The sequence below is a fragment of the Mannheimia granulomatis genome, assembly GCF_013377255.1.
In the GTDB taxonomy this organism is placed as follows: domain Bacteria; phylum Pseudomonadota; class Gammaproteobacteria; order Enterobacterales; family Pasteurellaceae; genus Mannheimia; species Mannheimia granulomatis.
The window spans coordinates 2,210,197-2,224,351 of sequence record NZ_CP016614.1 but is presented as its reverse complement, the minus strand read 5'-3'; the positions used below and the strand labels follow the sequence as shown (position 1 = coordinate 2,224,351).

Here is a 14,155-nt window from a genome sequence, read left to right as displayed (position 1 = left end):
CAAATTCGACCGCTTGTAAACACTATTCGATTAGCGTTTTTCTAAAATACGGTTTGTTAGGCGTGATATGGCACACAAATTACCTTCTTCATCAAAGATCTCAATTTGCCACACTTGGCTGCTGCCGCCTAAATGAAGCGGTTTTGCTACGCCGGTTACCACGCCTTGTTTCACACTTTTTAAGTGGGAAATGCTCAGTTCTGTGCCGACAGCCACTTGGTTTTCATCACACATTAAGCCTGAACCTGCTGAGCCTAAAGTTTCAGCCAAGGCCGCCGAGATGCCACCGTGTAATAACCCACAAGGTTGCTGTGTGCGATGATCGAGCGTGAGAGTCGCTTCTAAGGTGTTATCTGTGATTTTGCTAAAACGGATACCTAAGTGAGCCACTGCTGACTGTTGGCAGAAAAGGTTCATTTGTTCAATAATCTGCTCGGGTGCTAAGCCACGAGTCGCTTGTGGGTTCCAAATTGCGGTCATTATGTTTTTCCTTAATGATATATTGTATTAATTTACTTCAAAGGGCTGTTTGGTTTGGATATTGTGGCAAATTGCATCCCCTTTCTTTTTGTATTTCTTCATACAACGCTCTTTTAAGATAGCTTTTGCTTCATTACAGGTATTGCCGACTTGCCCATAGGCAATTTCAGGAGTATCTAGATAAGCAATACAAGCGTCTCCTAGTGCTGAAGTAGAGTGCTTACAAGGACGTAAGTCATCATGTGCATTGCAAGCATTTAGTGCATCTTGGTCAGCCATATCATAATTAAAATTTTGGTAAGGGCTTTTATAGTATGTTTTAAAAAAATAGGGTTCGTGATTTTTTGTCCATAGCAAATTTAAATAATCATACACATAAACATGAACAGTTTGTGGCGCTGAACTTCCGCAGACTGCATAACCAACTACTACATATGAATTATTTGGACCAATAGGAGCCACACATTGATTTCCTTGCTGTAACATTCCTTGTGTACAATAGCATGCTAACGCCGATGAGGGGAAGGATATCATTGTTATTAAACTAACGATGAATAATAATCTTTTTTTCATTTTGCTTTCCTTATCAAATGCTTTCAAGCAATGCTTGAATCGGGTGTTTAATGCTTTGTTGTTCAAAACGTTTGACCTGTGAACGGCACGAGTAGCCCGTTGCCAAGCAGCGTTCAAGTGGTTTGCCGTGGATTTTTTGCTGCCACGATTGTTCATAAATCGCTTTTGACATTGCCAAATGTTTCGTTTCGTGTCCGAAAGTCCCCGCCATGCCACAGCAGCCGACATTTTCCGCCACTAATTTTTCACCGAAGTGGGCGAAAATAGCCTGCCATTCCTTCATTGAGTTTGGCAAAGAGGTAGATTCGGTGCAGTGAGCAAATAGATGCCATTGCAAGCGGTCGGAATTAGCGGATTTTTTGCAATTTTCCAATTCGCCTTTTTGAATCACCTCTTTCAGCCATTCGTGAGCTAACATTACCTTAAAGTTGCCACGTTGTTCTTTGAGAATATCGTTATACTCTTGGCGATAAATCAAGGTTAAAGCCGGATCGACTGCAACCATCGGCAAACCGAGTTTTGCCACGCGGTTTAAGAAATCCGCTTGGTTTTTGGCGGTTTTGGCAAATTTTGCCAAAAAGCCTTTAATGTGCAGGGCTTTGCCGCTTGGGTTGAACGGCAACAAAATCGGTTTAAAGCCCAGTTTTTGCGTTAAAGCGACAAAATCAGCTACTACTTTGGCATCATAATAAGAGGTGAACGGATCTTGCACGATAAACAGCATTTTGCAATTTTCAGGGGAAAATTGACCGCTTGCAGCGCGCTGTTCAAGGCTTTCCAAACTTTCTCCTTGGTAGCCGATTTCGACCAATTGATGCTGCAAATTTGGCACCGACAATGCCGGTAAATAAGTCATGCCAATGGTTTTATTTGCTACTTTTTCTGCTAAGTTTGAGGTGCTGAAAAAGTTAAAAAACTGCGGTTTTTTCGCCATGATTGGGGCGATAAATTCCAAATTCGAGACTACATAATCTTTCAAAGGGCGTAAATAGCGGCTGTGATAGAGGGCATTAAATTGCGTTCTGAAAGTTGGTACATCAATTTTAATCGGGCATTGGCTGGCACAGGCTTTACAGGCAAGGCAAGTATCCATTGCCGCTTTCACTTCGTGGGAAAAATCGTACTCTTTCTTTTTATTAAATGAATTGCGTACCTTCGCCACAAAATCGGTGAGCGAAGCCGTTTGATTACTTGAATTAAAAATCAAATCGTTCGGTTTAACTTTTTGCTCCGCTAATAAACGTAGCCATTCCCTTACCAAGGTTGCTCGCCCTTTTGGTGAATAGAGACGGTTGCCTGACACTTTCATTGACGGACACATGGTGCTGTGTACATCAAAGTTAAAGCATAAACCGTTGCCGTTACAATTCATCGCTCCTTTAAATTCCTCCCGCACTTGGATGGGGATTTGGCGGTCAAAATCGGCACGCATTTGTGAGTCGATCGGATAGAGGATTGCCTCGCTATCTAACGGAGTACAGATTTTTCCCGGGTTTAAGCGGTTTTGTGGGTCGAATAATTTTTTGATGTGGCGAAGTTCTTTCCATAATGTTTCACCAAAGAAACGCTCACCGTAGTAAGAACGCATCCCTTTACCGTGTTCGCCCCAAATCAAACCACCGTACTTGGCGGTAAGTTCGACTACTTGGTCAGAAATCTGTTTAAAGATCTCCACTTGTGATTTATCGCATAAATCCAATGCCGGACGTACGTGTAGTACGCCGGCATCCACATGACCGAACATTCCGTAAGGCAAATTGTGGCTGTCTAATAAAGCACGAAATTCAGCAATGTAATCGGCTAAATTTTCCGGCGGCACGGCGGTGTCTTCCACAAAGGCAATCGGTTTTGCCCAGCCTTTAGCATTGCCGAGCAAGCCGACTGCTTTTTTCCGCATCGCGTAGATTTTTTCGATGGAATCTAAATCGCTACAAGTTTGGTAGCCGATAATGCCCGCCTCTTGGTTTGCTATTTTTGTATCTAGACTTTCGCATAAAGCTTTTACCCGTGCCTCGATTTGAATTCGGTCGCTGGAGGCATATTCCACTATATTTATACCTAGAATCGGGTTATTAGGATCTTCGGTTAATAAATCAGATACCGAATGCCAAACAATATCTTGCTTGGCAAGATTCAATACTTTGGAATCCACCGTCTCTACCGACAACGCTTTTGCCTCTAACATAAAAGGGGCGGAGCGGAGGGCGGCATCAAAGGAGTTATATTTGATATTAATTAAGGTGCGATATTTTGGAATCGGTAATAAATTTAGTTTCGCTTCACAAATAAAAGCAAGAGAGCCTTCTGAGCCGGTTAAGATTCGGGTCAGGTTAAATTCGCTTTCATCTTCATTAAAGACGTTTTTTAGATCGTAGCCGGTAATAAAGCGGTTAAGTTGCGGCAATTCGCTTAAGACTGTTGGGCGAATTGCTTTGCAGCGGGTGAAAATTTCACGGTGTAGGGTTTTACCTAAGGGTGAAAGATTGAGTTTTTCTAAATTTGTAAAAAAACCTTCAGATTTGACCGCTTGTGTTTCTAAAATTTCACCGTTGATTAAGACCGATTTGATCTCAAGGATATGTGCCGAGGTTTTTCCGTATTGTAGAGAGCCTTGACCAGAGGCATCTGTATTGATCATTCCCCCAAGTGTTGCACGGTTACTGGTAGAAAGCTCCGGTGAAAAGAATAAGCCATGCGGTTTTAAAAATTGATTGAGCTGATCTTTTACTACACCTGCTTGTACACGAACCCAGCGTTCTTCTACATTTAACTCTAAAATTTGGTTCATATGGCGGGAGAGGTCGACAATAATATTATTATTCAGCGATTGCCCGTTTGTGCCGGTACCGCCCCCGCGGGGAGTGAAGGTTAAATCTTGATATTCTGCTTTCTGAGCGAGTTTAGCAAGTATCACTACATCAGAAACCGATTTTGGAAATAAAATCGCTTGGGGTATTTGTTGATAGACACTGTTATCAGTCGCAAGAGATAAGCGATCTGCATAACTTGAGGCGATATCTCCACTAAAATGCTGACTGACTAGCTCGTCTAAATAAGACTGTGTTGTGGCATTTAATTGAGGTACTTCAGAAAGTCTAGGAATCATAGTTGTGTTTAATTTGTATGTAATTGTTATAAAATGGATGGAATTTTGCTTATATTAGCAAGATTTCGAATAATTGGGAATGAACATTCTGTTGGTTAAATTATGCTCAAAAGTTTGTTTTTTGTATATATTTTAAACAAATTATACATTTCTATACATTTCATTAGGAAAAACTGATTGCTTTTTACAATTTGAAATCAGATAATGCAAATATTCTTGCTCCTTATGATTTAAGAACAAGAATGTTACTAAAGAGTAATTTCTATACAAAAAATTTCTCTTTTAGGATAATTTTTGTATAATAGCTCTGACATTAGCTATCTTGCTTCTTGCATTGTTGAAGCATAAAGTTAAAGTTTTAATACTTTATTGTGGGTATTAAGAATTTATTTTAATCGATGACAATATTTAAGAGGATCATCAAAATGAAAAAAACATTAGTTGCATTAGCTGTATTATCTGCAGCAGCGGTAGCTCAAGCAGCTCCACAAGCTAACACTTTCTATGCAGGTGCTAAAGCAGGTTGGGCATCATTCCACGACGGTTTAACTCAATTCGATGCTAAAGACAACAAAGGTAACGGCTACGGTATCAACCGTAACTCTGTAACTTACGGTGTATTTGGTGGTTACCAAATCTTAAACCAAAACAACTTTGGTTTAGCAACTGAGTTAGGTTATGACTATTTTGGTCGCGTACGTGGTAACACACAATTTGATGGTGTAGAAAAACGTGCTGCTAAACACACAGCTCACGGTGCTCACTTAAGCTTAAAACCAAGCTATGAAATTGCTCCTAACTTAGATGTTTACGGTAAAGTAGGTGTTGCTTTAGTTCGTAACGACTACTATCAACAACAAAACGTAGCTAAAGATTCACGTATCAAAGCTCACAACTTAAAACCATCTCTATTATTAGGTGCTGGTCTTGAGTATGCAATTACTCCAGAATTAGCTGCACGTGTTGAATACCAATACTTAAACCGTGTTGGTAACTTAGATAAAGCTGCTCGTAAAACAGCAGGTATCGAAGGTACAAACTCCCAATACAGCCCAGATATCCACTCTGTATCTGCAGGTTTAACATACCGTTTCGGTCAAGGTGCTGCACCAGTTGAAGCGCCAGAAGTTGTAACTAAAAACTTCGCATTCAGCTCAGATGTTTTATTTGCTTTCGGTAAATCAAACTTAAAACCTGCAGCTGCAGCAGCTTTAGATGCAGCTCACACTGAAATCGGTAACTTAGGTTTAGCTAATCCAGCTATCCAAGTTAACGGTTACACAGACCGTATCGGTAAAGAAGCAGCTAACTTAAAACTTTCACAACGCCGTGCAGAAACAGTAGCTAACTACATTGTTTCTAAAGGTACTAACCCAGCTAACGTAACAGCTGTAGGTTACGGTGAAGCAAACCCAGTAACTGGCAACACTTGTGACGCAGTTAAAGGTCGTAAAGCATTAATCGCTTGCTTAGCACCAGACCGTCGTGTTGAAATCCAAGTTCAAGGTTCAAAAGAAGTAACTATGTAATTAGTGCTTCAATTGCAAAATTGAATAGAAAAAAGCCCGCTTGTTAGCGGGCTTTTTGTTCTCTAAATGCTTATTTTAATAAATCTTTTAAGCTGGATTTCATTTTTGCTACTTGTTCTAAGTAGAGTTGTTTATTTTCCAATTCATCAGTTAATTGAATTATTGCTTCAGAAAGCGTTAAATTTTGGCTTTTAGCATATTTAGATAATCTCAACCAACTGGAATATTCTAAGTCTATGGATTTTTTCTTGGTGGTTTGCTTTTCAGCATTAAAAAAGCGTTTGCGTTTGGCTCGTACAGACTGTCGCATTTTTTTTCGTTGTTCGGCAGTCATTTCCGATTTGATCCATTTTTCCACTTCTTCCGGTGAGTCTTGCAAGGTGGAAAGCAGTTGTACTTTTAAGTCGATCAGACTTTGCTCTTCATATTTGGTAATGTTTTCCCCTTCTCGATGTTTTTTGAGTAGGTATTTCCATTTCCAAGTTGTTTCTTGAGTGATCAGTTTTTGGTATCGCATAGTCGTAAAATTAATAGAAAATATAAGCTATGTTTAGCAAGTATAGCGGAATTCTGTATAATAAACCAAATTTTCGATAACGAGGCAAATTTGTGACAATATCTTTACTCAATAGCCAAGAATTAACTGTACGATATGATTTCGCTCATTTAAATAAACGTGTTCATTTTTTTGATTTTCAACCCCAAGCCCAACAAGCCTTAGATCAATTTGTGCAAGCAGATTTTGGCTCTTTATTGGTGGTGAAATCAGAGTTGTTTCCGGAGTTTTTAGCAGAAATTACCGATTATCTTGCTCAAAAAAATCAGCCGGTGATTACCAAAATGGATTTTAATAAGCATAATTTATTTGGTTATCATATTTTTTTGGAAAGAGAACATAAAACCGAATATGTAAGAGGGGCGATTCAAGCAGCAGATAATGGCATTTTGATTTTAAATATCAATTCACTTTTGCTTGATATTACTCAATGGGATAAATTAAAACAAGCTCTTCTATTTTCGGAATATGAACCTAATTCGGTGAATTATCCGCCTTACCCCTTAGCCAAGGAAAAAGCCAACTTTAAATTAATTTTAGTGGGTGAGCGAGATGATATTTCTACATTAATGGCCTATGATGATGGTTTGTATCAAATTGGGCAATATACTGAGATTAAGTCCTACTTATCTTTAAATAATCAGTATGAGGATTGGGCAAATTATGTTCAAACCTATGCGAAAAAGATTATTCACAAAGGTTTATCCTCGCAGGCGATGAACCAGTTTCTGCAGGCTTATATTCGAGAAAGTGAAAGTCGGGAATTGGTTTCTATTTCACCGGCTCTTTTGAAAAAGCATTTACTCGGTATTCAGAATTTTTATGCGAATTCAGCTGAAATTGATGATGTTGCTGATTATTTTACTTATTTAGAACAGCAATCTGCGGTGTTAAATGAATATACAGTGGCAGATATTTTGACTAATCAACTCTATATTGAAACAGAAGGAGAGGAGATTGGCCAAATCAATGGTCTATCGGTCATTGATTTTGACGGCATCCCACATAGTTTTGGGGAGCCTTTACGTATCAGCTGTAATGTGCAATATGGCGATGGAGAAATTCATGATATTGAGCGCAAGGTTGAACTTGGGGGGAATATCCACTCTAAAGGTATTATTCTTGCTCAATCTTGTTTAGCGAATTTATTGGAACTACCTACGCAACTGCCGTTTTCTGCTTCTATTGCATTTGAGCAATCTTATGGCGAAATTGATGGAGATAGTTCATCGCTGGCAATTTTTAGCGTGTTGGTGAGCGCTTTATCCAAACTGGCACTACCGCAATCTATTGCTGTTACCGGTGCAATTGATCAATTTGGCAATGTATTGAGTGTAGGTGGCGTAAACCAGAAAATTGAAGGTTTCTTTAATATTTGCCAAGCTCGTCAATTGAATGGACAGCAAGGGGTGATTATTCCTGCTGCTTGTATGAGCCATCTTAGTTTAAAACGTGATGTTATTAAGGCTGTTGAGCAAAATCAATTTAGAATTTGGACAGTAGAAAATGTATTTGATGCGTTAGAGATTCTATTTGGGCGAGATTTCTATGATGATGAGAAAGCAGTTAAAAGTGATAAAACCTCTTTATTCTCAATGATTCATCAGCAGTTAGACGAGAGGCATAATGATGATGCAAGCGGTTCATTTTTTAGAAAAATTTACAAAAAACTCAAGTTTGACTGATCCGACAAGACAGCTTACAACTGTTCACTGAACTAAAAGTCTGTTACTATGGGCTATATTTCATATCCATTGATATAACAGGCTTTTTTCTATTTATAGGATTTTCAAAAAAATGAACAGTTGTACACCCATTATTAAGCCAAGCTACTCTTATGAAGAACTTTTACTCTCGGGTAAAGGCGAATTATTTGGGGAAAAAGGCCCGCAATTACCTGCCCCACCTATGTTAATGATGGATCGCATCATTGAAATGAATGCCGAGAAGGGGAATTTTGAAAAAGGCTATATTGAGGCGGAATTTGATATCAAACCGGATTTGTGGTTCTTTAACTGCCATTTTATTAATGACCCCGTAATGCCGGGCTGCTTAGGCTTAGACGCAATGTGGCAGTTAGTCGGTTTCTACCTTGGTTGGATTGGTGGCGAAGGTAAAGGACGTGCGTTAGGTGTAGGCGAAGTGAAATTTACCGGTCAAATCTTACCAACAGCGAAAAAAGTGACTTACCGTATTCATATGAAACGTGTGGTAAACCGTAAATTAGTAATGGGTGTGGCTGATGGTGAAGTAGAAGTGGACGGTCGTGTGATCTACACCGCAACGGATTTGAAAGTCGGCTTATTCCAAGATACCACCGCATTCTAAAAAATATTAATTTTGCGATCTGTGTCGAAAAATTAATTTCCTCTGGTTTACAAAAATCTCTTAATTTATAAGATGCCCTCATAAAGAGGGCATTTTTTATGTATAAAGCAATTACCTTAATTGAACTATTAATTACAATGGTAATTATGGTTATTGTTGTTTATTTTATCTCACCGGTCATTTTTACGTTTAAAGATAGATTAGCGTTAAATAGCGAAATTGAAAATATTCAGTCTTTTATTTATCAAATTCAAACAAAAGCTCGTTATAGCAAGCGAAATTACACCTTAAGTCTTTCTCAAAGTAACCAAAAATGGTGCATGATTGCAGTGAGGAAGCCGATAAATAGCAATAGACAAATTATTTGTGATTGTTTAAATAAACAAGCCTGCTCATTAAATGATGAATATCATCTTTATACACCAATACATAAAAATATTGTGTTAAAAAATAAAAGTTTATATCCGAAATCTTTTATTAATATTGATGGCGTAAGTGGTCAATTAGAATCTAAATGTATCTATATGAGTTTAAATCAAGAGAATGATATTTTGCAATTTGAGCAATTAGGGCGTGTATATGTGGCAGAAAAAGGTAAACGTAGCACCTGTAAGGATTAATCAATCTGCATTTAGTTTAGTAGAAATATTAATTACAAGTGCTTTAGCTGCTTTTTTATTATTGCTACTTTCAAGTCTTTATAGTGATTTTTACCGTATGCAAATTAAGCAAAAAGAGCAACTTTATTTACAGTCTGAAGCTCATCAATTATTGCATTATTTCCGGCAGCATTTTCAACATATTGGTTATCAAGGCGATAAGAGAGAAGACAGTAATTTTGATTTATTTCAGCTAAATGGGCGAAGCGTGAATATTCCTCATAAAGGTTGTTTAATTGCATTTTATGATTTAAACCAAGATGGCTGTTTGGGAAATCGTAGAACAAAAATGACCGCTTGTAGAGTAGCGGATTTAAACCAAACAAAAGATATTTTAAAAGAGGTGTTTGCCTTTAAATTAGAGAATAAAGAAATTTATACCTTTTCAGGCAACTTGGATAATTGTATTAAGGATGAATGCCAAAAATTATTAAATAGCTGTCAGGGTAGTTGGAGTAAATTTACCTCAGTTGATAACTTTAAAGTAAATCAATTAGCATTTAGCTGGAAACAGGAAAATACATTATTACAGATAGAATTAGAAATTGAATCATCTAAAGACAGCCAAGAAATTTATGTCGCCAAAAGTTATGTGTTTATCTTAAATCATTAGAGACAAAAATGAAAATACATCAGAATGCCAGTACGTTATTAGTGTCATTAATTTTGGTTGTGTCTATTTTATCGCTCTTATTTTTAAGTAAGGATAAATTTATTTGGCAGGAAAAACTCAGCAGTTTTTATGCGGAAAAATATTTATCCGATCAATTCCGTTTACTCTCTCTGCATAAAAAAGATAAAAGTGAAATATGTCGGCATTTAAAAAAAGAGACTATTAGCCAAACGGATTTATCCACTCAAAAATCCTATTTTATGCAATATCAATTTACTTGCCGTTTTCACAGCTTGTTTAAAGATAAAAAGCCGACTAAAGAGAAATATATCCGCTTTACGCAGTTGGCGGATTATTTGGATTTATCTAGTGTGAAAAGCGAGGAGATTTATCTTATTCGCTCGCTTGCCGAATTACCGGAGAGCGCACTGGATAACCCTAAAATTGTGATCGCCCAAAATGAGATCAATGAAACCTTACCACAGAATTTTTATGGTATTGTGATTACAGACTATCTCTTTGATATTACAGGAAAAAGAATGTATGGCACGCTTTATTCTTCTTATGATAATGAGCGGGAAGAACGCAATTTAACCTTTAAAAAAGAAGTGCTGGCGAATTTGGAAATGAAATATTCCTATTGGGATTATTTGCCGAATTCGGAAAATTTCCTTGGGGTAGTTGATGAATAAATACAAGGCAGAAACTACCGTTTCATTATTAGTTGCGGTCAGCTTATTTGCGGTTATTGTGTTGGTATTTAGCCGATGGCATTCGGTTCAAAACGGCAGTTGAGTAAGCAGTTTCAACAACAGCAAGCGGTACAAATTTTAGAAAACCAGATCGCTTTAAAATTAGCTCGCTTAGAGTGTGAAAGCAGTCTGACACAAAATCGCGTATATTATCAAATTCGATGTTCATCAAATCAGCACAGTATTAGTTTTCCGCTTGGTAAAATTGAGCTGAATAATGATTGAATCACCTCTCGCTTTCGTGGACAATAATTCCTTCAGAGAGGTTATTATGTTTACACTTTACCAGTCCAATAAAATTTCATCTTTAGCTGAAATGCTTGTGAAGGTTCAGCAAGTGAACCCACTTGAAGATCCGTTTGAGGTGGAGACGATTTTAATTCAAAGTCAGGGGATGGCGCAGTGGCTACAAATGCAAATTGCTGAATTCAGTGGCATTATGGGTAACTGTGAATTTTTATATCCGACGACATTTCTGTGGCAGCAATATCGTTTGCTGTTTCCAGAGCTGCCGAAAGAGAATATTTTTGAACGCTCCTCTATGGCTTGGCGGATTATGCGTTTACTGCCAAATAGCCTCTCACAGCCGGAGTTTGAGCCATTAAAGCATTATTTGGCAGAACCAAATAATCAAGAGCAATATCAGCTTAAGCTCTATCAGCTCTCTGATAAAATTGCAGAATTATTTGACCAATATTTAGTCTATCGACCTCATTGGTTGCTACATTGGGAGGAAGATAATCTACAAGCGGTCGAAAATGAGCTAAAAATTGCAATTGCAGGCAAGCATCAAGACCAGGCATTTATTTTTGCCGATATGAAATGGCAAAGTATATTATGGAAACAGCTGGTTAATGATCTCAAAGCTGATGCTGATAGTGCAGTTTTTATGACATCGCACCGTGGGTATTTGCAACAAAATTATTTCAATAAATTAGATAATCTAACAGCACAGGAAAAAGCCCAACTACCAAAACGTATAGCGATTTTTGGTATCTCTGCTTTTTCGCCATTGCAATTAGCTGTATTTAAGAAATTAAGTGAACATTGTGATATCCATATTTTTTTCCTTAACCCAAGTGAAAAATATTGGGGAGACAGCATTGAGGATAAGGTTTGGCAAAAGCTGGCGTTAACCAACAAAATTTCTACTTCAGATCTTGAAAATTTATTGGCTGAACAAAGCAATAAGTTATTAAATCTTTGGGGGAAGCAAGGAAGAGATTTTTTAGCCCAACTGATGGAATTTGAGCCGAATACTATCGATGCATTTGTGGAGCCGGAGGATGATTGTAATCTCAATAAAATTAAGAAACAGATCTTCAGTTCAGAAAATCAAGCAACTATTACTGAATTAAGCAACGATCATTCGATTCAGATTCACTCCTGTCATAGCCCGATGAGAGAAGTGGAAGTGCTACATAACCAGTTGCTCAATCTGTTTGAGAAAGATAAAACATTGCTGCCGAAAGACATTATGGTGATGTCTCCAGATATCAACAAATATGCTCCTTATATTGATGCAGTATTCTCTCGCTATGCGGGAGCTAATCGAGATCCTCGTTATATTCCGTTTTCATTATCAGATCAGGCATTTACTCAAATTGATCCGATTATTGCAAGTTTTTTGCAACTATTGGCGATGAAAGAAAGCGACTTTAAAGCGGAAGATCTATTCGATTTATTGGAAATTAATGCTATTGCAGAACGTTTTCATTTTAACCAAGAACATATCCATACTTTACGCACTTGGGCAAAAAAAGCCGGCATTCGTGCCGGATTAGATATTAACCGACCTCATTGGCAAAACTATAACTCATGGGAAAACGGCTTAAATCGCTTATTACTGGGTTCAAGTCTAAAAGAAGAAAATGGCATTTGGGAGAATACACTTGCCTTTGGTGATAGCTATGGTTTAAATGCCGAGCTGGTTGGTGGGCTTGCTGCTTTTATTTCTCATTTATTGGAATGGGTGAAGTTGTTACAACAGCCACATTCATTAATGCAATGGCATCAAGCAATCAGACAGTTGATTGCGAACATATATCATGAAAATGCAGAGAATACGGCTTCTATTTTATTGTTAAATACAGTAAATGATCAGATTTTTGAACAAGCGGAGGCTAGCGCATTTAGAGATAACCTTCAGATTGAGATTATTGAATTACTGTTTAATCGGCAGCTTAATCAACATGCGCAAACTTTAAATTTCTTAGTAGGTAGAGTCAATTTTGCTACTTTATTACCGATGAGAGCAATTCCGTTTAAAGTAGTTTGTTTACTTGGTATGAATGAAGTGGATTTTCCCCGTCAGCAGCAGATAAACAGTTTTGATTTGATGCAATATGCGCCGCAAAAAGGCGATAGGGCCAAGCGTGATGATGATCGCTATCTTTTTTTAGAAGCCTTACTTTCAGCACAAAAAGTGTTTTATATCAGCTATGTAGGACAATCGCAAAAAGATGGCAAAGAGATGCTACCCTCTATTTTAGTCTCGCAATTATTAGATGTGATTGATGAATATTCAGTGCCGGAACTGCGACAAGCTGAAAAAGCTTCCAGCATGCTTGTAAGAAAACAGCCGTTAACTGTATTTAGCAAGAAAAATTTCACACAGCCACACGATTATGCTTATAACGCAGAGTGGATTATTCCTAATACGTTAGATTATCGAGATTTTCTAAAAGAGCCGTTACAAATCGAAAGTATGCCACATACGTTAGAAATTGATTTGCTTATCCGCTTTTTGCAAAATCCAGTGAAGTACTTTTTCCATTATGTGCTTGGTGTTACTTTTGAGCAATATGATAACAGCATAGAGGAAACAGAAATTTTTGCGATGTCAGGTTTAGAGCGTTACGATTTGTTAGAAGATCTACTACCGGTGAGTACAACAGAACAAGCGGCTTTCTTTGAAAAAGAGAAGTTAAAAGGTAACTTGCCGGCATCAAATTTTGCAGAAATAGCCAAACAAGATCTTGTAGGTAAAATTTCGGAAATACGCCAAGCTTTAGCCGATTATTTAGTGCGAGAAAGTACAGTGTTAGCATTTAGCCAGCCCTATTTTTTAGGCAAGAGGGAAATTCTACTTACCGCTAATATTGCCAATATTTATGGAGACGATATCATTCTGTGGCGGGTCGGTGGGTTGAGAGATAAAGACAGAATCCAAGCTTGGATATACCATCTATTAATGACCATTTACCAACCCAACAAAAAGGTAAAGTTTTATTATCGTAATGCGGAACAGGCAGGTTTACTTTATTTTGATGAGCTAAGCCGGGAAGAGGCTGATGAGCAATTCACCATTTATCTTAATGCTTATTTAAACGGCTTATCACAAGTCCAGCTGGTGATTTATGACAAGTTGGGATCTTATTTTAATGCCAAGGTGCAAGATCCGGAAAAGACGATAGCAGATTTAGCTGAAGATCGAGATGGTGTTTACTTAACCCGTATTTTGCGGCAAAGCCGTCAGCTGGATTATGGCACAATTCATCAGACTACATTAGATTGGTTTAGCTTGATGCATGAGAAAACTAAATTAGAAAATTAATCG

Annotated in this window: 12 protein-coding genes; 8 read left to right on the top strand and 4 right to left on the bottom strand. The window is 37.8% G+C overall.

Features of this window, described 5'->3' with window-relative positions; translation table 11 throughout:
* Positions 1 to 30: 30 nt before the first annotated feature.
* Genes A6B41_RS10445 through ydiJ form a run of 3 tightly spaced genes read right to left on the bottom strand, consistent with a single transcriptional unit; the run spans position 31 to position 4,159 of the window.
* Complete coding sequence (locus tag A6B41_RS10445) at positions 31 to 480, bottom strand: hotdog fold thioesterase (protein ID WP_050436762.1); 450 nt, start codon at positions 478 to 480, stop codon at positions 31 to 33.
* A gap of 27 nt (positions 481 to 507) precedes the next feature.
* Positions 508 to 1,053, bottom strand: a complete 546-nt coding sequence (locus A6B41_RS10440; RefSeq protein ID WP_027073538.1) for a hypothetical protein — start codon at positions 1,051 to 1,053, stop codon at positions 508 to 510.
* Positions 1,054 to 1,066: 13 nt separating this feature from the next.
* Positions 1,067 to 4,159 (bottom strand): D-2-hydroxyglutarate dehydrogenase YdiJ, encoded by a 3,093-nt coding sequence (ydiJ, locus tag A6B41_RS10435; protein WP_027073539.1) that lies wholly within the window; start codon positions 4,157 to 4,159, stop codon positions 1,067 to 1,069.
* A 425-nt stretch (positions 4,160 to 4,584) separates the two neighbouring features.
* On the opposite strand from ydiJ, the gene ompA reads away from it, so the two are divergent.
* A complete protein-coding gene (ompA, locus tag A6B41_RS10430; RefSeq protein ID WP_027073540.1) occupies positions 4,585 to 5,688 on the top strand; it encodes a porin OmpA in 1,104 nt (367 codons plus the stop codon).
* 70 nt (positions 5,689 to 5,758) lie between these two features.
* On the opposite strand, the gene matP is transcribed toward ompA, so the two are convergent.
* The gene (matP, locus tag A6B41_RS10425; protein ID WP_027073541.1) at positions 5,759 to 6,205 is read right to left on the bottom strand and encodes a macrodomain Ter protein MatP; all 447 of its coding nucleotides are present in this window, start codon (positions 6,203 to 6,205) and stop codon (positions 5,759 to 5,761) included.
* 92 nt (positions 6,206 to 6,297) lie between these two features.
* Between matP and A6B41_RS10420 the strand changes: the two genes are divergently transcribed.
* The 7 genes from A6B41_RS10420 (at position 6,298) to recC (ending at position 14,152) form a co-directional block, all read left to right on the top strand.
* On the top strand, positions 6,298 to 7,929 hold the full coding sequence (locus tag A6B41_RS10420) for an AAA family ATPase (RefSeq protein ID WP_027073542.1): 1,632 nt from the start codon (positions 6,298 to 6,300) through the stop codon (positions 7,927 to 7,929).
* A gap of 112 nt (positions 7,930 to 8,041) precedes the next feature.
* Positions 8,042 to 8,572, top strand: coding sequence for a bifunctional 3-hydroxydecanoyl-ACP dehydratase/trans-2-decenoyl-ACP isomerase (gene fabA / locus A6B41_RS10415; RefSeq protein WP_027073543.1), 531 nt, complete (start codon positions 8,042 to 8,044; stop codon positions 8,570 to 8,572).
* A gap of 98 nt (positions 8,573 to 8,670) precedes the next feature.
* The gene (locus A6B41_RS10410; protein ID WP_027073544.1) at positions 8,671 to 9,192 is read left to right on the top strand and encodes a pilus assembly FimT family protein; all 522 of its coding nucleotides are present in this window, start codon (positions 8,671 to 8,673) and stop codon (positions 9,190 to 9,192) included.
* The gene (locus A6B41_RS10405; RefSeq protein ID WP_027073545.1) at positions 9,152 to 9,844 is read left to right on the top strand and encodes a hypothetical protein; all 693 of its coding nucleotides are present in this window, start codon (positions 9,152 to 9,154) and stop codon (positions 9,842 to 9,844) included. The genes A6B41_RS10410 and A6B41_RS10405 overlap by 41 nt, the downstream gene beginning before the upstream one ends.
* Positions 9,845 to 9,852: 8 nt before the next feature.
* On the top strand, positions 9,853 to 10,536 hold the full coding sequence (locus tag A6B41_RS10400) for a DUF2572 family protein (protein WP_027073546.1): 684 nt from the start codon (positions 9,853 to 9,855) through the stop codon (positions 10,534 to 10,536).
* Positions 10,537 to 10,611: 75 nt separating this feature from the next.
* Positions 10,612 to 10,821, top strand: coding sequence for a DUF5374 domain-containing protein (locus tag A6B41_RS10395; RefSeq protein ID WP_237052477.1), 210 nt, complete (start codon positions 10,612 to 10,614; stop codon positions 10,819 to 10,821).
* A gap of 46 nt (positions 10,822 to 10,867) precedes the next feature.
* Positions 10,868 to 14,152: an exodeoxyribonuclease V subunit gamma gene (recC, locus tag A6B41_RS10390; protein ID WP_027073547.1), complete on the top strand. Its 3,285-nt coding sequence runs from the start codon at positions 10,868 to 10,870 to the stop codon at positions 14,150 to 14,152.
* Positions 14,153 to 14,155: the final 3 nt, after the last annotated feature.